This window comes from Desulfospira joergensenii DSM 10085 (genome assembly GCF_000420085.1).
GTDB lineage: Bacteria > Desulfobacterota > Desulfobacteria > Desulfobacterales > Desulfobacteraceae > Desulfospira > Desulfospira joergensenii.
This window is the reverse complement of the sequence record NZ_ATUG01000002.1, coordinates 984157-1000644: the sequence shown is the minus strand read 5'-3', so window position 1 is coordinate 1000644 and position 16488 is coordinate 984157. Positions and strand designations below refer to the sequence as shown.

General features: G+C 50.1%; 19 protein-coding genes. 9 read left to right on the top strand and 10 right to left on the bottom strand.

What is annotated here, in order from left to right; genetic code table 11:
- Positions 1 to 108 precede the first annotated feature (108 nt).
- Positions 109 to 1332 (bottom strand): FAD-dependent oxidoreductase, encoded by a 1224-nt coding sequence (locus F608_RS0116975; RefSeq protein ID WP_022666852.1) that lies wholly within the window; start codon positions 1330 to 1332, stop codon positions 109 to 111.
- Between the two features lie 227 nt (positions 1333 to 1559).
- On the opposite strand from F608_RS0116975, the gene F608_RS0116970 reads away from it, so the two are divergent.
- The 5 genes from F608_RS0116970 to F608_RS37400 all read left to right on the top strand — a co-directional run bounded on the left by F608_RS0116970 (position 1560) and on the right by F608_RS37400 (position 5458).
- The gene (locus tag F608_RS0116970) at positions 1560 to 2435 is read left to right on the top strand and encodes a MurR/RpiR family transcriptional regulator (RefSeq protein WP_022666850.1); all 876 of its coding nucleotides are present in this window, start codon (positions 1560 to 1562) and stop codon (positions 2433 to 2435) included.
- Between the two features lie 102 nt (positions 2436 to 2537).
- Positions 2538 to 3302 (top strand): TSUP family transporter, encoded by a 765-nt coding sequence (locus tag F608_RS0116965; RefSeq protein ID WP_022666849.1) that lies wholly within the window; start codon positions 2538 to 2540, stop codon positions 3300 to 3302.
- 10 nt (positions 3303 to 3312) lie between these two features.
- Complete coding sequence (locus F608_RS0116960; protein WP_022666848.1) at positions 3313 to 3804, top strand: prolyl-tRNA synthetase associated domain-containing protein; 492 nt, start codon at positions 3313 to 3315, stop codon at positions 3802 to 3804.
- 507 nt (positions 3805 to 4311) lie between these two features.
- Positions 4312 to 4881, top strand: coding sequence for a transposase (locus F608_RS0116955; RefSeq protein ID WP_022666847.1), 570 nt, complete (start codon positions 4312 to 4314; stop codon positions 4879 to 4881).
- Positions 4874 to 5458: a transposase gene (locus F608_RS37400; protein WP_084681181.1), complete on the top strand. Its 585-nt coding sequence runs from the start codon at positions 4874 to 4876 to the stop codon at positions 5456 to 5458. Before F608_RS0116955 ends, F608_RS37400 begins: the two co-directional genes overlap by 8 nt.
- A 96-nt stretch (positions 5459 to 5554) precedes the next feature.
- Here the strand turns inward: F608_RS37400 and F608_RS36955 are convergent, their stop codons facing one another.
- Positions 5555 to 5797, bottom strand: a complete 243-nt coding sequence (locus F608_RS36955) for a hypothetical protein (protein WP_244154299.1) — start codon at positions 5795 to 5797, stop codon at positions 5555 to 5557.
- A 378-nt stretch (positions 5798 to 6175) separates the two neighbouring features.
- Here F608_RS36955 and yaaA point away from each other — a divergent pair, with 378 nt between their 5' ends.
- A complete protein-coding gene (gene yaaA, locus F608_RS0116930; RefSeq protein ID WP_022666842.1) occupies positions 6176 to 6940 on the top strand; it encodes a peroxide stress protein YaaA in 765 nt (254 codons plus the stop codon).
- A 16-nt stretch (positions 6941 to 6956) separates the two neighbouring features.
- Here the strand turns inward: yaaA and F608_RS0116925 are convergent, their stop codons facing one another.
- The 5 genes from F608_RS0116925 to F608_RS0116905 all read right to left on the bottom strand — a co-directional run bounded on the left by F608_RS0116925 (position 6957) and on the right by F608_RS0116905 (position 10513).
- Positions 6957 to 7460: a shikimate kinase gene (locus tag F608_RS0116925; protein ID WP_022666841.1), complete on the bottom strand. Its 504-nt coding sequence runs from the start codon at positions 7458 to 7460 to the stop codon at positions 6957 to 6959.
- Positions 7461 to 7619: 159 nt separating this feature from the next.
- The gene (locus tag F608_RS0116920) at positions 7620 to 8330 is read right to left on the bottom strand and encodes a 5'-methylthioadenosine/adenosylhomocysteine nucleosidase (protein WP_022666840.1); all 711 of its coding nucleotides are present in this window, start codon (positions 8328 to 8330) and stop codon (positions 7620 to 7622) included.
- Between the two features lie 191 nt (positions 8331 to 8521).
- Positions 8522 to 8950 (bottom strand): hypothetical protein, encoded by a 429-nt coding sequence (locus tag F608_RS0116915; RefSeq protein ID WP_022666839.1) that lies wholly within the window; start codon positions 8948 to 8950, stop codon positions 8522 to 8524.
- A gap of 100 nt (positions 8951 to 9050) precedes the next feature.
- Positions 9051 to 10157: a permease gene (locus tag F608_RS34990; protein ID WP_022666838.1), complete on the bottom strand. Its 1107-nt coding sequence runs from the start codon at positions 10155 to 10157 to the stop codon at positions 9051 to 9053.
- Positions 10158 to 10213: 56 nt separating this feature from the next.
- Positions 10214 to 10513, bottom strand: a complete 300-nt coding sequence (locus F608_RS0116905) for an ArsR/SmtB family transcription factor (protein ID WP_027362847.1) — start codon at positions 10511 to 10513, stop codon at positions 10214 to 10216.
- Between the two features lie 622 nt (positions 10514 to 11135).
- Between F608_RS0116905 and F608_RS0116895 the strand changes: the two genes are divergently transcribed.
- Positions 11136 to 12713 carry an MBL fold metallo-hydrolase RNA specificity domain-containing protein gene (locus F608_RS0116895; RefSeq protein WP_022666834.1) on the top strand — a complete coding sequence of 526 codons (1578 nt, stop codon included), beginning with the start codon at positions 11136 to 11138 and terminating at the stop codon, positions 12711 to 12713.
- 155 nt (positions 12714 to 12868) lie between these two features.
- A complete protein-coding gene (locus F608_RS0116890) occupies positions 12869 to 13759 on the top strand; it encodes an LOG family protein (protein WP_022666833.1) in 891 nt (296 codons plus the stop codon).
- On the opposite strand, the gene F608_RS0116885 is transcribed toward F608_RS0116890, so the two are convergent.
- On the bottom strand, positions 13752 to 14624 hold the full coding sequence (locus F608_RS0116885; RefSeq protein ID WP_022666832.1) for a homocysteine S-methyltransferase family protein: 873 nt from the start codon (positions 14622 to 14624) through the stop codon (positions 13752 to 13754). The two genes, F608_RS0116890 and F608_RS0116885, sit on opposite strands and share 8 nt — an antisense overlap.
- Before the next feature lie 112 nt (positions 14625 to 14736).
- Here F608_RS0116885 and F608_RS0116880 point away from each other — a divergent pair, with 112 nt between their 5' ends.
- Positions 14737 to 15267, top strand: coding sequence for a DUF309 domain-containing protein (locus F608_RS0116880; protein WP_022666831.1), 531 nt, complete (start codon positions 14737 to 14739; stop codon positions 15265 to 15267).
- Between the two features lie 27 nt (positions 15268 to 15294).
- Here the strand turns inward: F608_RS0116880 and F608_RS0116875 are convergent, their stop codons facing one another.
- Together F608_RS0116875 and F608_RS0116865 are read right to left on the bottom strand one after the other, a co-directional pair.
- A complete protein-coding gene (locus tag F608_RS0116875) occupies positions 15295 to 15948 on the bottom strand; it encodes a GntR family transcriptional regulator (RefSeq protein ID WP_022666830.1) in 654 nt (217 codons plus the stop codon).
- Between the two features lie 362 nt (positions 15949 to 16310).
- The gene (locus F608_RS0116865) at positions 16311 to 16463 is read right to left on the bottom strand and encodes a hypothetical protein (RefSeq protein WP_153307529.1); all 153 of its coding nucleotides are present in this window, start codon (positions 16461 to 16463) and stop codon (positions 16311 to 16313) included.
- Positions 16464 to 16488: the final 25 nt, after the last annotated feature.

The window sequence follows — 16488 nt, the reverse complement described above, 5'->3', positions numbered from 1 at the left end:
TCTCTTTTCTCCTCTAATGATTAGCTATTCAGGGTTTTAGTCTGAAGGGTTTTAGGTTAAAGGTTATCAATCCCCTATCCGCCTCCAGTCTTCAGCCTTCAGCCTTTTTTAATTGTCCGGTGTGTAGTTGACCAGAGCAGCGGTCTCGCCCATGAGTTTGTGTTCCTGGTACCGTTTCAGCGCAAAGGGTTTGAGCATGTCGGGACACTCGTTTTTGGCCATAAACTCAGCCATGTACTTGCCCACGGCAGAACAGGATTTGAATCCGAAATATCCCCATCCGCAATCCATGAAGAACCCTTCATACTGATCGTTTCCGTCCATGATGGGAGCCATGTCCGGAGTCATATCGGCCAGCCCCCCCCAGATTCTCATGAAGCGCAGCCCCCGCAGGGCAGGCAGGAATTCAGACAGGGCCTCGGCCTGGTGCTTGATATAGTGGGCCGTGTTCAGGGTGGTGTAGTTGGGCCACTGATCCATATGGGCGCCGGTGGCAATCTCCCCTTTCAGGGTCTGGTTGGCATAGCAATGGTAGGCTCCGGAAGAGACCACGTGGTCCAGAATGGGTTTCAAAGGCTGGGTTACCATGGCCTGGATGGTCAGGACGGAGATGGGCAGTCGTATCCCCAGGAATCCGTTGATCAGAGCGGCGGAGTATCCGCCGGCGGAGATCAGGGCCTGTTTGCAGTGGATCAGCCCCTTGTCCGTGGTCACGGAGGTTACCTTGCCGTTCTTGGTGCCGATGCCTGTGGCTTCGGTCTGCTGGTGAATTTCAACCCCCAGCTTGGCGCAGCCCTTGGCCAGGCCCCAGACCACGGCGTCATGGCGGACCACACCCCCGGGGGGATGGAACATGGCCCCGTGGATGGGAAAGGTGATATCCTCGGAAATGTTCAGGGCAGGCACCAGTTCCTTGGCCTCCTTGGCATCGATGAGATGGGACTCAACTCCATGGAACTGGGCCGTGGCAATGGTCATCCGGGCCGCTTTCATGGCCGCCTCGGAATGCATCAAATTGAGGTTCCCGCAGTTATTGAACATCAGGTTATAGTTCAGTTCCTTGGTAAGAACCGGCCAGAGGTCCAGGGCCTCCTTATACAGAGGCACGTTGTACTGGGTCCGCTGATTGGCACGGACAATGGCGGTGTTTCTTCCTGCACCGCCGTAGCCGATATAGTTCTTCTCTATAATCGCTATGTCGGTGATGCCATGGTCCTTGGCCAGATAATAAGCGGTAGCAAGGCTGTGAAGCCCGCCTCCGATGATAACCACATCATAACTTGACTTAAGTTTGGTTTTTTCTCCCCACATGGGTTTGCTTTTCAAAAACATTGGCCTTCTCTTAGCTTATGGATTTTGGGTTTAGTATTTATCCAGTTTCTGAATACGCCATGAAAGAAACGGTGTCAAGAACTTTTTTAAAAAATGAATGTTTTTCTTTCATAAGTCCTTGACAAAAAAAATTGCCCGTATTAAATTTCAATAAAATTAAGTAATTAGATATCACAAACTCCTGACAAAGGCGTTTGAAAGAACATGAACAAAAAGAGACCTTTAGAATGAATGATTTAGCATCACATCCGGTCATCAGCGACATTGCCCTCAAGCTGGACAGCCTGACCCCCAAGGCCCAGACCCTGGGCAATTATATTATCCAGAACCCCTCCAAGGCCGTATTCATGACCACCAAGGAACTGGCCGAAGCCTGTGAAACCAGCGAGGCCACCGTGGTCAGGTTTGTCTCCACCCTGGGGTACAAGGGGTATTCCGATTTCCAGGATGCACTGAAAGATTTTCTCAATACCGGCATGTCTCTGCCCGACCGGGTGGATATCAAGGGCATCAAGGAACACGGCCTGGACCGTCTCCAGAGGGGAATCCTGGAGGAACTGGCCAACCTGAAACACCTTTATGAGCACATCGACGTGGAAGTCATGAACCAATTTGTAGATCACCTGGATAAGAGCCCTGCGGTCTACGTCACCGGCTCCCGGCTCTCCTATACCTTTGCCTACTATCTGGGCTGGTCCCTGACCAAGGTCAGAAAAGGCATCCACATCGTCAAGGGAAGCGACTCCACGGCCATGGATATGCTGACCAATGCACCGGCCCAGAGCCTGGTTGTTCTCACGGCCACCACCCGGTATCCCAATGAGCTTATCAAGCTGAGCAAGATGATCCGGCGCTGCGGCCACACCCTCCTGGCCCTGACCGATTCCAATATTTCCCCGGTGATCCCCTTTGCCCACCTCTCCCTGGTGGTACCGGCCAAATCCATCCCCTTTATCGGGAATGTCTCGGGCATGCTGGCCGTAATCCAGTATATTGTTCAGGAAGTGGCCAGCAAAAGAGGAGACGATCTCAGGGAATACCAGGAGCAGCTGGAGCAGGTCTACCTGGAAAACGACATCCTGTTCAACCTGGGCCCGAAATAAAAGGATGAAAAAAAGACTATGAATTTTTTCCCGGGTCAACTATTTATTGCAGATGTATTTTCTGACTTTTGACTTTCGGCTTTTGACTTTCAGCTACTTGTAATGATACCTGATCTTTCATCATTCCATTTCATTCTTCTTTTTTTCACCGGGCTCTGCGCGGGATTTGTGGATTCCATAGCCGGGGGCGGCGGCTTGATTTCCCTGCCTGTCCTTCTTTCCGTGGGACTACCTCCCCAGATGGCCCTGGGTACCAACAAGCTCCAGGGCAGTTTCGGTACCCTGTCTGCCGCCTGGAATTTTATCCGCACAGGAATTGTGAAGCTGGATGAAAGCATCCACGGGATTGTGTTCACCTTCATGGGGGCTGTACTTGGGGCCTGGTCCATCCAGCAGATCCAGGCCGGTTTTATCCGCCACATCATCCCGGTCATGCTCTTGTTTGTTTTCTTTTATACCCTGTTTTCAAAGAACCTGGGCAGGGCAGCCGGCCGGCCCAGGATGGGCAGAAACCTGTTTTTCATGGTCTTCGGTCTTGGCCTGGGCTTTTACGACGGATTTTTCGGCCCGGGCACAGGCTCTTTCTGGACCGGAGCCCTGCTTATCCTGCTTGGCCTGGACATGACCAAGGCTTCGGGCACCACAAGGATCATGAACTTTGTCTCCAACATCGTGGCCCTGTCCGTCTTTATTATAGGCCGCAATGTACTGTACTCGGCCGGCCTGACCATGGCAGCGGGCCAGATCGTCGGGGCCAGGATCGGATCCGGCATGGCCATAAAAAGAGGGGCCGCATTTATCCGGCCCATTTTCCTGACTGTGGTATTCTTCACCATCGTCAGATTAATATATAAGAATTATTTTTAGAGGAGGACATATGTCAAAAACACAGGAAGAACTGCTTACCCTGCTTACGGAAATCGGAATTGAATATACCAACCACGAACACCCGGCCGTGTACACCGTGGAAGAGGCGGCAAAATACCATGAAGGCATTGAAGGCGCCCACAGCAAGAACCTGTTTTTCAAGGACAAGAAGAAAAACCTGTTCCTGGTGGTCACCCTGGACGACAAACCCATCAAAATCAAGGACGTGGCCAAAACAATCGGGGCCAAGAACATGTCCTTCGGCAAGCCTGAACTGCTCATGGATGTCCTTGGCATGATCCCCGGAGCCGTGACTCCCTTTGCCGCCGTCAACATCAGCGACGGCCAGGAAGTCAAGATCGTCCTGGATGAAGAGATGATGGAAAAGGATCTGCTCAACTTCCATCCCCTGGTCAACACGGCCACCACCACCATTGCATCCAAGGATCTGGTCAAATTCCTGGAGCATATCGGACAGACTCCGGAGATTATCCGGCTGTAGAGTAACAATCCATTGATACCGGGAATTCTCAGTTCCCGGTATCCTGATTTCCCCTCCGAAGCCGAAATTATCAATCAATCTCTTTAATCAAGAAAGCCAGAAGCACTATAGAATCCTCAGGCGGGATTTTTGAATTAGGAATCCCCGGGGCAGGAACAGCCGCCTGGAAGTGTTCCAAACGGAGTTCCATTCCCCAATTTATTAAAAATATTTAAATTAACAAATAATTCAAATATCTTATCGCCAAAGCAAAATCAAAACCGCCTATTGCATTCCCTCCTTTTCTGTAATAGGCGTAATTAATAATTGCGATAAAAACTAGAAATTAACAGATAATCTGGACCCACATACGGGGTATGCAGATGTTGATTCCAGAAAGGAGAAGCAAAATTATTAATATATAAAATGATATTTCAACGGGCTGTTGCCCAAATACCCCAATTAAATGTTAATCACAACCATCTGTATTGATAAGATAAAATAAAAATATATGGAGAGTTTCTTATCATGATGGGCAAGCAAACCCATGCCGAACCTAAACTCTTTTATGATCGTATAAGCATAGAAGAAAGAATCAGTCCCAATCATCCACTCAGAGCAATTAGTGAAACAATCAATTTCAATTTTGTCTATGATGAGGTTGAACACTGTTATGGCTCAAACGGCAATGTATCGGTTCCTCCGCCGATGATCCTTAAGATGATGTTCCTTTTGTTCTTTTACAATATTCGCTCCGAGCGGGAACTAATGGATACCATTCCGATTCGTTTGGATTGGATGTGGTTTCTTGGGTATGATTTGGATGACCAGATCCCAAATCACAGTGTGTTAAGTAAAGCAAGGAATCATTGGGGCACTGAGATTTTCCAAACTTTTTTTAAGCGTATCGTCATACAATGTGTCCATGAAAACTTGGTAGACGGGAGCAAAATTTTCATGGATGCAAGTCTGGTTCAGGCCGATGCATCTAACAATTCTGTAGTAAACCAACAATCCCTTAGACGGTATTTAAATAAAAGCTATCGCAGGTTAGAAGAAAGGTTGGAGCAAGGAGAGAGAATATGGCACGATAGATAACTATCTGGCTTGTTGTGACCGCAACCTTAGTCCTCATTTTGAATCATTAGAGGCAACCAGTAAAAACGATGGACGGCGCAGAGGGATTTTTCTTCCTTCAGAATTTACATATGATACAGAGAAAGATAGGTTCATCTGTCCGAATGGGAAACATCTGAAGCTGAGAAAATTTAAAAAGAAACGAAACCATTTTGAATATGCGATATCCGGCAAAGTGTGTAACAAGTGCAACCTGAAAGACCAGTGTACACGCTCCAAATTTGGCAGGACTCTCAAGCGCCATGTCAGACAAGAAGATCTGGATCGAAAGGTAACCCAATCCCAAAGCCAGACATCCAAGGATGATATTGGCAAAAGACAGCATCTGATGGAGCGCTCCTTTGCCAGAAGTGTTCGATATGGATATAAACGAAGCAGGTGGAGACGGCTGTGGCGGCTCAAAATTCAGGAATATCTGACGGCTACCATCCAAAATATTATGATTCTTGTCCGGAACGGAAGGAGCAAAGACCGGGCTGTTATGGGCAGAAGCCTGGAGTATTACCCGAATTTGGTTAAGATGGTTGAAAAAGTCTGATCAGCAAATCAGAATAAACATTTATGGAATTCAAGTGAATTATTCATCGGCTTTATTTGACGCTTTGGGCAACAGCCCGTCGAAAAATAAGGCTTATCATGATTTAGAAACAACATCATGGCTCGCCCCCTTAGAATAGAATATCCAGGAGCAGTTTATCACATCACTTCCCGTGGGAATGCTCGGGCCCGTATTTTCCTGGAAGACCGAGAGTGTCTTCTGGAAATCTTCTCCGATACCATCCCGAGATATAACTGGCTGTGCCATGTCAAGGCCCACATCAAATCTGACGCCCCAAAGGAAAAGCTGCAGGAACTGCATGATTATGTCAATCAGCACTCTCCCATCTGGGATACCATTCAAAACCCGGTAAATGTTGAATCCGAACTAATTGTTTCCTAAATCCACTACCAGTACCGATTAAATATCAAGGGGGAGTTCAACTCCCCCTTGATACATTTCGGGCTCTGCCGGATTCTTTTAAACCCATTAAGCGGTCAAGGACCCGGTCAGATGTTTTCCACATCCATATCTGTCAGGTCTGGGCCGGCATCCTCGAAGCCGGCCAGGACAGGCCGGCGAGGATGCAGCGGAAGATCCATGCCCATGGCCGGGGCAAAAACAATAATTTTGACATGCGATCATCCTGCCGGGAAAAGACCCTTGATTGTTTTTCCATGGAAATTGGGCTAAACTTTCTTTCAAAGGAGAATCAATATGCTCAGTATCATTTCACCGTCCAAGACCCTGGATTTCGATGGGAGATCCTATCCTGTCCAGACCTCGCCTTTTTTCTTCACCCAGACCCGGGAACTGGCCGCCCGCTTAAAGGAGATGTCTGCCAAAGATCTGGAAAACCTAATGAAGATCAGCCCCAAGCTGGCCACCCTGAATCATGAACGGTACCAGGAGTTCTCAGAAAATCCTGCCCGGGGAAGTGCATGCCAGGCCCTGCTGGCCTTTAAAGGGGATGTTTACCAGGGCATGGATACGGATCTTTATGGAGATGAGGAATTTTATTTTGCCCAGAATCATCTTCGGATTCTTTCGGGCCTTTACGGGCTGCTCCGCCCCCTGGATCTGATCCAGGCCTATCGCCTGGAAATGGGGACCCGGCTTTCCGGCCCCTGGGGAAAGAACTTATATGAATTCTGGGAAGGCCGGATCACGGACCGTATCAGCCATGAACTGGAAAAATCGGAAGGAGACTCCATCCTGGTCAACCTGGCCTCCAATGAGTACTTCAAGGCGGTCCGGCCAAAAGATTTGCAGGCAGATCTTCTCAACATCCATTTCAAGGAAAAAAAAGGGGATGTCTTTAAGGTGATCGGCATCCATGCCAAGCGGGCCCGGGGCCTGATGGCAGATTTTATCATTCAAAATAAAATCAATCGGGCCGGGCCATTAAAAGACTTTACCGGCAACGGGTATGGTTTCAACCCGGATCTTTCAGAACAGAATGACTGGGTGTTTTCAAGGTAGGGGACGGGTTTCAGCCTTATTCTCTGCCCACAGCCTTTTCGATCTGCGCAGCTACCTCATCCTGGGTGATCCCGTCGGTATCAACGGTGATATCGGCATATTTCCGATAAAGTCTCTGGCGCTCATCGTAGAGATCTTTAAAGGTCTGATCCTTATCCTTGGCGATCCCCCTTGTCTCGAAATTCTTGATCCTTTTCTCAATGGTGTCAAAACTTGCATCCAGGTGGATGATGGTTGAAAGGGTCTGCAAGTGGATCATGGACTTGTCACTATAGGCCACACTGCCGCCGGTGGAGATCACATGGTCGCGGATATTAATCTTTAAAATCTCTTTTTCTTCAATGGTCCTCAGATTCATGTGGTCACTCTCGTCCAGGATCTCCTGGAGGGTTTTCTGGTTGTTGATCTGGATCAGGATATCCGTATCAATGAATGAAAGCCCCATGTTCTTGGCCAGGACGATTCCCACCGTGCTTTTACCGGCCCCGGGCATGCCGATCAATGTCAGATTTGTTTTCAATACACCTTCCCCATGTCTGTGTCTGTTTGCCTTTCAATACAATTTGAGAGCAACTCCATACCAGAACCGTCCGCATATGGCAACCGGAACATTGAAAATAGACCGGCAAACCGGATGAATCGGAAACATCCGGATAATGAATTACACTGTATTCAATGGTTATTGAACTTTAAGGAAACGGATTGTACCGGAGATCAGATCGGCCAGCATTTCAGAACTTTTTGACAGGAATGAATCAAACTCTCCCACAGCATCTTTCCCGGCACTGTCTGAGATGATTCGGATGATCACAAATGGAATCTGATTAATTTTACAGGTATATCCAAGGGCACCGCCTTCCATTTCCGTACAGACCCCGCTGAACTCCCGCTGGAGCCACCGGATCGTGTCCGGGTCTGAAATGAACCGGTCGCCGGAAACAATGGTCCCGACCACCATTTCCGGCGGAGTCTGCATCCCTTTTACCTGTTCATCAAATGCAGCCGATGCCGCCTGAACCATGTACGGATCTGCTTCAATGAGGCGGTCATGGTCCGCAAGTTCCCCCTGCCGTCTGCCAAAGGCCGTCAGATCGATATCAAATTGTACCGCATGGGATGAGATGACCACATCTCCCTGTTTCAACCCGGGGAACAGGGCTCCGGCAACGCCTCCGAAAAGAATTTTTTCGCATTGAAACACGTCTGCCAGGATTTGAGTGCAGATGGCGGCATTGACCTTTCCCACGCCGCATTTGACAACCGTGACCTCAAGATCCTCCAGCTTTCCCCTGCAAAAAACGATTCCGGCTTTTGTCAGGGACTGCGTTTGTTTGAGTCGATGACAGACCAGATCGACTTCTTCCCCCAAAGCTCCGATGATTCCAATCATAGGACTCCTTTTTTTGAATACCCGGATTCTACATAAAAGAGAGGGAAAATGCAAAAAGCATTGAGCCCAAGGGACAATCAAAGGTTTTTCCGAAAACGAGAAATGAGCCTGGCCGGCTTCACCCGGATCTTGTCTACACCTTGATTGAAAGTCTTTTTTGTCTTCCTGGAATCGGGCTGTGGGAGAACCCTTTATGATTCATACCGGTCAAGGATTTTTAATTGCAAGGTTCTCTTGTTCACTTTTAAAACCTCGAAGGTTGAATCGCCGATACGGATCTGTTTATCCGCATCTGCCTTGGAAATATAGTGGGGATAGGCAGATTCCGGATCCAGTTCAAGCAGATAGACATCCAGATGAACCACATTGTCTTTTACCCCTTTGAAAACCAGCCTGTTTTTGTCCACGACTAAACTTTTGTCTTTTCTCAATAATATTCGGTCATCAAAAATTCTGGAGTCTTCCTGAAATTCGGTATAGGCTCTTCTCCGGTCAGCATCCTGGAAAGATTTTTCATTTCTCCAGTCAGTGAAATAATAGGCATAGAAGCCGGGAATGGATATCAAAAAGAGGATGAACAGGCTTGAGAAAAAACTGATTTTATTTATTTTCGGTTTCATAATCCTTCCAAAGCAATCGGTACAAAAAATATGAGCGCCGTTATAATCCAACGAAATCCTGCCGGTCAAGGGACAGAGAAATAATTTTCAAAATCCGCATTTACCCGAAATATAAGTTCAGATATCCCAAAAGGATGGCCCCCGCCAGTGAAAAAGATAGATAGAGAATAAAAATGCGGTGTTTTACCAATGTCCAGACCGCCGCCATGGCCGGCAGGGTCGTCACAGGTCCTGCGATTAAAAAAGACAGGGCGGCTGCCGGGCTCATCCCCTGGGCAAGAAGGCCGTTCACCATGGGCAGTGCGCTTAGATTACTGGTGTATACAGGAATGCCGACAACGGCTGCTGTGACAATTGCCCAGGAATTTTCTTTGCCCATGATCTGTGTGATGAACTCTTCGGGTACATAAAGAACGATTAAGGCTTCGAGAAAAAAAGCCAGGGCCATAAACCTGATCACCATTAAGGTGGCATCCATGGATTCCCTGCCCAGTCTTTTCCGGAAAGATTCTTCCTCCGGGCATCCGCATGAGGATGAAAGATCGCCTGAATCACCGCTTTTGTGAAATCCCGTTTTTACTGAAGGAACATGGGCCTGAATCTGCACACTTCCCCCTGCCTCTCCTGCACAACAGGCGGAAGCCTGGACCGGAATCCCCTTCCTGTACCTGAATGCAGACAGATTTCTCAAGCCTGAACGGACAGTACTTCCCCACTGCTTTAAAGTTGAAGTTTGTTCCAAACCCTTTGATCCTGTTTTTCTCCGGAGGATATCCATGCCGATCCATCCGGTTTGCATCAAGGCCTGGGTAATGAATCCCGCACTCAAGCTCATGACCAAGGTTCCGGCCAGACGCCAGACAGCCAGATTCCAACCGATGGTCCCCACACTTAAAAAGAAAACTTCAGGGTCCATTGAAGGGGAGGCGATCCAAAAAGCCATCACCGGAGGGAGAGGAACCCCTCCGATCAGAAGTGCCGCTATCACGGGAATCACCCCGCAGGAACAAAAGGGGCTGAACGCCCCGACCAGGGTCGCCAGTAAAACGGCCGTTACCGGTCCTGAGTCAAAGGCTCTTTTAATGTACCGGGATGCCCCGGACATGTTCACGGCGACTGCAATCGGTATGGTGATCACAAGATAAGGCCAGATGTGGGCAAATGCCTTTATCATGAAATCAAGGATCTTATATAGTTCTGTGGTCATGGCGATTCCTCCTATTCTATATTTCTAAGTATTTCGAAATATGTATGCAAAAAAAATTACATTTTACACTTTGCCTCTGTGCAACATTCGGATTTCAGGAACTCCAACAGCCGGTCCAGAACATCAAATTGGGGAATGCAGTAAAGAACTCTGCTCTCCCGGACCTGTTTGATCAGTCCGGCCGCCACCAGCCTGCGGATATGATGGGACAGGGTTGAGCCCGGAATACCCAGTTTTTCCTGGATCTGGCCCACCGAAGCCCCCTGGCCTCCTACTTTTACCAGATACCTGAAAATCGATAATCTCGTGGTATGCCCCAGTTCTGCCAATTTCTTTGCTGCTGTTTCATTTTCCATGATTTGAACATATGGATAAATCGGATCTTTGTCAACCATATTTCTAATATTATAGAAATATATCTCTTTGCATCCCTTCCAAGGACCAAGGGATCTATACTTGAAGGATGGGCAATGAATTCCGGGCCGATGATTTCATCTTTCAAGAGGCGCTTTCAGACCGTCCGGCGATTTCAGTTGCCCATATCCAACCGATTGCCCCGGAAACCCGGTCCGTCCAAATGAGATTCCTGACAGATCCGACGTGGTCTATAGCCGTTCTCAAAAATATATTCCTTTATTTTATCTTATATTTGGACTCTGCTCAGGCTCAAGGAGGAGTAAAGGTTTTCGCGGGTTGGATTCCTTCGGGCGGCAGGACGCGGCTGGAGAAGGGATCCCTCCTCGGAGAAAATCATGGATGATTTTCGAGAATGAGCGCAAAATCTTTGCTCCTCCCGACGGCAATCGGAATTTTATTTTGAGAACAAGGATAAGAAAACCGGGACCGGTTTGACACCCCTCAAAAGGACTGGTATGTGTCAGTCTGGCCGAAAATCGATGATTCCCCGGGATCGGATGCAGATCAGGAATCAAAAAGGCCGGAAGTTCGGACACAAATATACTGACCAAGGAGACCCTCATGCTCGTCACATTTTACGGAGGCACCCGGGAAGTCACCGGCTCCATGCACATGATCACCACCCAGCAGGACAGAATTCTGCTGGATTGCGGCCTGTTCCAGGGACGGCGGAAAGATACCGCAGAAAAAAACAGAATCCTGCCCTTTGATCCCCGGATCCTGACCAATGTAATCCTTTCCCACGCCCATATCGATCATTCCGGAAGGATCCCCCTGCTGGTGAAAAAGAATTTCACAGGACGGATTTTCTCCACCCGGGCCACCCACGGCGCCTGCGAATACCTTCTCCCCGACTCCGCCCATATCCAGGAGTCGGATGCCGATTACCTCAACTATAAGGCTGTCCGCTCTCTTCTGGCCGATATCAGCCAGGGGAAAGGGGAAGAGGGGACCGGAAAAAGAGATGCGGCAAAGGCTGTCAAGCTGCTCAAAAGTGGAAAAAACAGCCTGAACCGGGAGGCCATTGACGGATATATCCGCAAATATTCCCTGGAAAGGGCCCAGTCCCTCTACTCCACAGAGGATGCCAAGGCCGCCCTGGGATCTTTTGAAGGGATCCCCTGCAACAATGAAGTCACCATCGGAAAGGACATGACCTGCACCTTTTACGAGGCAGGCCATATCCTGGGGTCGGCCATCAGCATCATCAAGTACCGGGATGGAGACCGGACCTTCACGGTCTGCTATACCGGGGATCTGGGACGGTTTGACAAGCCCATCCTCAAAGACCCGGCACAGGATTTCAACGAGGCGGACAGGAATGTGGATCTGATGATCATGGAGAGCACCTACGGAAACCGGACCCACGAGGGGACTGAAGACCTTTACCAGAGGCTCAGGGATGAGCTGAACACCACCTTTGACAAGGGCGGAACCGTTGTGATCCCCTCCTTTGCATTCGGCCGGGCCCAGGAACTGCTCTACGTCATCCATGAACTCTTCATGAAGGGGGAGGTGCCAAGAGTGCCGGTCTATGTGGACAGCCCCCTTGCCTCATCCATGACAAAGGTGTTTGGCGAGCATCCGGAAACCTATGACCGGGAAACCCATAAGACCTTCCTTGAAACCGGGAGAAACCCCTTTATCTTTGACAAGGTCCACTTTGTCTCCTCGGTGGACGAGTCCATGAAGCTCATGCGGGAGGAAAAGCCCCATATCGTTATCTCGGCCTCGGGCATGTGTGAGGTTGGCCGGATCCTCCACCACTTAAGATACAGGGTCCACAATCCCAACAACACCATCCTGATCGTGGGATACATGGCCGAACACACCCTGGGCCGCAAGATCCTGACCCTGGGGCAGGAGTACATGGAAAGCGGACAAAAAGGGGAGCCCCCCATGATCAAAATCCTGGGCAAAGAGTATCCCTTAAAGGCCCGGGTGGTCAGGCTGGGGGGATTCAGCGCCCATGCCGACCAGAAAGAGATGATGCGGTTTTTAAAAGGATCCAACCTGGATGTGAAAAAAATTGCCGTGGTCCACGGTGAGGAACAAAGTTCCCTGAGCTTTGCCGATCATTTGAACCAACAGGGGTTTCAGGCTTTTGTTCCCCATGCAGGCGAGACCATCCGCGTTTGAACGAGAACTCACCCGTCTGCAAGGCGCAAATTCTCATCCAAACACCAAAGAAAGATCGAATTTCATCGCTTTTGCCGGGAAAGATCATCCCCGGTCAGATGCTTTCGACTTTTGCCTTTTGACTTTACGCTTTTAACGAATAGAGAGACCCACCCATGAACAAGAAAAAAGAAAAACCCGGACGTTCCGGGCCCCTGCCCCGGGCCGAAGAAGGGGCCAGATCCGCCGTCCTCCATGTGGACTCCCCCCAATGCCTTTCCCCTTCGTACAAGGTGGCGTTCCAGGATACGGACCTGATGCTCAAAGACGAACTTCGGCCGGTCAGGCTCCAGCTGGAGATGATTAAGCCGGAGCTGGAAATGCGCAGCCAGGGAATAGAGTCCACCATCGTGATCTTCGGCAGCGCCCGACTCCCTGATCCGGAAAAGGCCCGGAAAAACCTGGAAATCCTGGAAGATGAATCAAAAGAGGATTCCAGCAGGCCCGGCCTGGCAAAAGAATTAAAGGCCGCCCGGACAGCCCTTAAAAACAGCGACTATTATACCGAGGCCAGGACCCTGGGACGGTTGATCTCCCAGAACACAGAGAAACTCAAACATGTGGTCATGACCGGGGGCGGGGAAGGCATCATGGGAGCGGCCAACCGGGGTTCCGCAGATGTGGGCGCCAAAAGCATCGGGCTGAACATCGTACTTCCCTTTGAGCAGGCCCCCAACCCCTATATCACCCCGGAACTCTGCTTCCAGTTCCATTATTTTGCCATCCGGAAAATGCATTTTCTCATGCGGGCCAGGGCCCTGGTGGCCTTCCCCGGGGGATTCGGAACCCTGGACGAGCTTTTTGAGGCCCTGACCCTGATCCAGACCCAAACCATCAAGCCCATCCCCGTGATCCTCTTCGGTGAAAAATTCTGGAAAACCCTGGTAAATTTTGAATTTCTGGTGGAACAGGGGACCATTTCAGAAAAGGATCTTGACCTTTTTCAATTTGTGAACCGGGCCCAGGAGGCCTGGGATATTATCGTGGAGGCCAACGGGCTTAGATAATTTTTTTAACTTCCCGGATGGTCGCAGGTGTGGTGCCGCAGCAGCCCCCCACGATTTCAATGCCCAGATCCTTTATCTTTCTGATATTGCCGGCAAAAAAGAGATCCTCCTCCGGATAAACCGCCTTCTGGTTGTCCCCCGTGATCTGGGGCAGGCCGGCATTGGGCTGGATCATGACGGGAACATCCACGCTGTCCCGGATCCGGGCGGCCAGTTCGACCATGGTATCGCTTCCCATGGAACAATTGGCCCCCACCCCGGAGGCCCCTGCATCGACAAGGGCCTTCATGCTGTCCCTGACATTGTTTCCGAAAATGGTAAAAAAGCCTTTGGGGGTTTCCTTGAAGGTCAGGGAACAGAACACCGGTCTGGAAGAGACGGACCTGACCGCCCTGACCGCTGCCAGTCCCAGGTTCAGGTCAAAAACGGTTTCTATGAAGAAAAGGTCCACGCCCGCATCTTCAAGGATTTCAGCCTGATCCCTGAAACAGGCCTCGGCCCCATCCACGGATACCGGCCCCATGGGTTCCAGCATTTCCCCCAGGCTTCCCATATCCCCGGCGACATATTGTCCTGAACCGGCCGCAGCCCTGGCCAGGGCCACTCCGGCCCGATTGATGTCGGCCATGTCCCGGGTGACCCCCATTTTTTTGAGTTTCATGGCCGTGGCCCCGAAGGTATTGGCCGTGGCCAGATCCGCACCTGCTTTGAAATATGCCCCATGGATCTCCCGGAGGATATCCGGGCGGGTCAGGTTCCAGGTTTCAGGGGCCTCACCGCCGCCAAGTCCCCTGTCGATGAGCATGGATCCCATGCCCCCGTCGAGAATCAGCCCCTGCTCTTTTATCCTTGTCAAAATTTCCATATCCACTCCCGGTTCTGCAGGTTCTCTTTCATGTACGAGCCTTGATTTCCATAACTCTCTATTGAAGTTTACTCTATTTTGCAATACTAATTCTCTTAAAGGAAAATAAGCTATGAAATCAGAATTCAACCCCTTTGAAAACCGGAGATCCAGGGATATCCGGAACAGGCTGGGTTCGGCGCTCATCGACTCCATTCATAAAGGAGATCTGAAACCGGTCCGCCAGGCTGCGGCCGCCTTTGATTTAGGAAAGGAAGAACACCGGACCGCCGAGTACGTTGAAAACCGGATGACCCGGTATGAAACCGTCCTGGAAAAGATCCGGGCCCAGAGGATTCCCCCGGAAGAACTCTATTGGATCGCCGACCTGCTCTGGTGTGAAGATCTTTTCTTTGAGTGCCACGAATGGCTGGAGCAAAACTGGCAGACTGTCAGCGGCCTTGAAAAAACGATTCTCCAGGCCCTGATCCGCTCGGCCGGGGCCTTTGAATTTCTAACCTGGGACAGGACCCAAAGCGCCCGGCTGACCGCCTCCAAGGCCCTGTCCGTTCTATATTGCCACCGGGAAAATATTCCGGCCCGGTTCAGCATCAACCCCAAAATCAAATGCCTGGAAAAGCTTGTATCTGAACTTCCTGATTGATCCGGCCGGAAACTGCACTCTATGGACTCAGACAAAGATACCCGGGGTTTTGAGTAGAAAATTCATGGCATCAAGGACATGCTCTTTCATCAGTTTTCCGGCATTTTCCTTATCTTTCTGAGCAATATGGACGGCGATCTGCCTGTGATACTGATTTGAGCGGTTCAAATGATCTTCATATCCAAGGGTTTTGAAACTATACCGGCGGATCTGCTTGTGAAGGGATGAGGCGAATTTAACCAGTCTGTGGTTCCCTGCGATTTCCATAATTCGGGTATGAAAGGCCCGGTGGTGTTTCTGATAGTTCAGAATAACATCCTGGGCCGGCCTGGAGTTGATTCCCATGAGCACCACCAATGAGTTGAGCTCATCGATCTGCTCCTGGGTGATGCGGTCAATGGCCCAGTCCGTGGCCATGGCATAAAGCTCTGCCTTAAGGGTATAGATCTCCCATATGTCCTTTTCCGTCATTTCACTGACAAAGGCGCCTTTACGGGGACGGCGGGTCACCAGCCCTTCGCCCTCAAGGCTGTTAAGAGCTTCACGCACCGGAGGACGGCTGATATCCAGCTGCCCGGCAATGATATCCTCTTTAATCTGCTCACCCGGATTCAATTTTCCGGTGATAATCAACTCTTCGATATATCGAGTTGCAATATCAACTAAAGATTCAATTTTCATTTTTCCCTTAACAAAGATTCTTGTCCGCTTGTTCCAGGATATCCCATTTCTTTTCTGATTTCCAGTGGAAGATCAATGGGGCCTGCATCTTCCATGAGATCTTCCAAATATCGGCTGACCCGGGTATTGAGGTCATCAGCGCCCAGTTGTCCCTGGGCAATCGTGTAAAATGGCTCTTTCCACCATGCCCTGGCCGTCAATATCCGGTGAATCGCTGCCGGTGCCGTATGTGTATGGGCTGGAATCTGAAAGGCATCCTGCATGAGCTGAACAAAGAGGGCGGATTGGCGCAGGGATTCTACGCTGGACCGGAGGCTCCGGCCCGGTCATGATCTTCTCAAGCTCGAGACTGGGCCGCCGGATCAATTCATTGGCTTCAACCTAGACATGGCCGCACCGGGCAGAAAATCCCGGGGAAGGGCATGGGTGGGCCTTGCCACGGAAGACGGCCGGGAAAAGAAGGAATCCCCGGCAGAGGCGAACCCCACGACAGGCACCCCACCGGGTTGAAACATCCTCTTTTTCCTGATGTTTCTTTAC

Bases quoted from the DNA above. Each gene is read 5' to 3' on its own strand.
- F608_RS0116975 (WP_022666852.1), bottom strand. From the start codon at position 1,332: ATGTTTTTGAAAAGCAAACCCATGTGGGGAGAAAAAACCAAACTTAAG.
- F608_RS0116970 (WP_022666850.1), top strand. From the start codon at position 1,560: ATGAATGATTTAGCATCACATCCGGTCATCAGCGACATTGCCCTCAAG.
- F608_RS0116965 (WP_022666849.1), top strand. From the start codon at position 2,538: ATGATACCTGATCTTTCATCATTCCATTTCATTCTTCTTTTTTTCACC.
- F608_RS0116960 (WP_022666848.1), top strand. From the start codon at position 3,313: ATGTCAAAAACACAGGAAGAACTGCTTACCCTGCTTACGGAAATCGGA.
- F608_RS0116955 (WP_022666847.1), top strand. From the start codon at position 4,312: ATGATGGGCAAGCAAACCCATGCCGAACCTAAACTCTTTTATGATCGT.
- yaaA (WP_022666842.1), top strand. From the start codon at position 6,176: ATGCTCAGTATCATTTCACCGTCCAAGACCCTGGATTTCGATGGGAGA.
- F608_RS0116920 (WP_022666840.1), bottom strand. From the start codon at position 8,330: ATGATTGGAATCATCGGAGCTTTGGGGGAAGAAGTCGATCTGGTCTGT.
- F608_RS0116915 (WP_022666839.1), bottom strand. From the start codon at position 8,950: ATGAAACCGAAAATAAATAAAATCAGTTTTTTCTCAAGCCTGTTCATC.
- F608_RS34990 (WP_022666838.1), bottom strand. From the start codon at position 10,157: ATGACCACAGAACTATATAAGATCCTTGATTTCATGATAAAGGCATTT.
- F608_RS0116905 (WP_027362847.1), bottom strand. From the start codon at position 10,513: ATGGAAAATGAAACAGCAGCAAAGAAATTGGCAGAACTGGGGCATACC.
- F608_RS0116895 (WP_022666834.1), top strand. From the start codon at position 11,136: ATGCTCGTCACATTTTACGGAGGCACCCGGGAAGTCACCGGCTCCATG.
- F608_RS0116890 (WP_022666833.1), top strand. From the start codon at position 12,869: ATGAACAAGAAAAAAGAAAAACCCGGACGTTCCGGGCCCCTGCCCCGG.
- F608_RS0116885 (WP_022666832.1), bottom strand. From the start codon at position 14,624: ATGGAAATTTTGACAAGGATAAAAGAGCAGGGGCTGATTCTCGACGGG.
- F608_RS0116880 (WP_022666831.1), top strand. From the start codon at position 14,737: ATGAAATCAGAATTCAACCCCTTTGAAAACCGGAGATCCAGGGATATC.
- F608_RS0116875 (WP_022666830.1), bottom strand. From the start codon at position 15,948: ATGAAAATTGAATCTTTAGTTGATATTGCAACTCGATATATCGAAGAG.
- F608_RS0116865 (WP_153307529.1), bottom strand. From the start codon at position 16,463: ATGTTTCAACCCGGTGGGGTGCCTGTCGTGGGGTTCGCCTCTGCCGGG.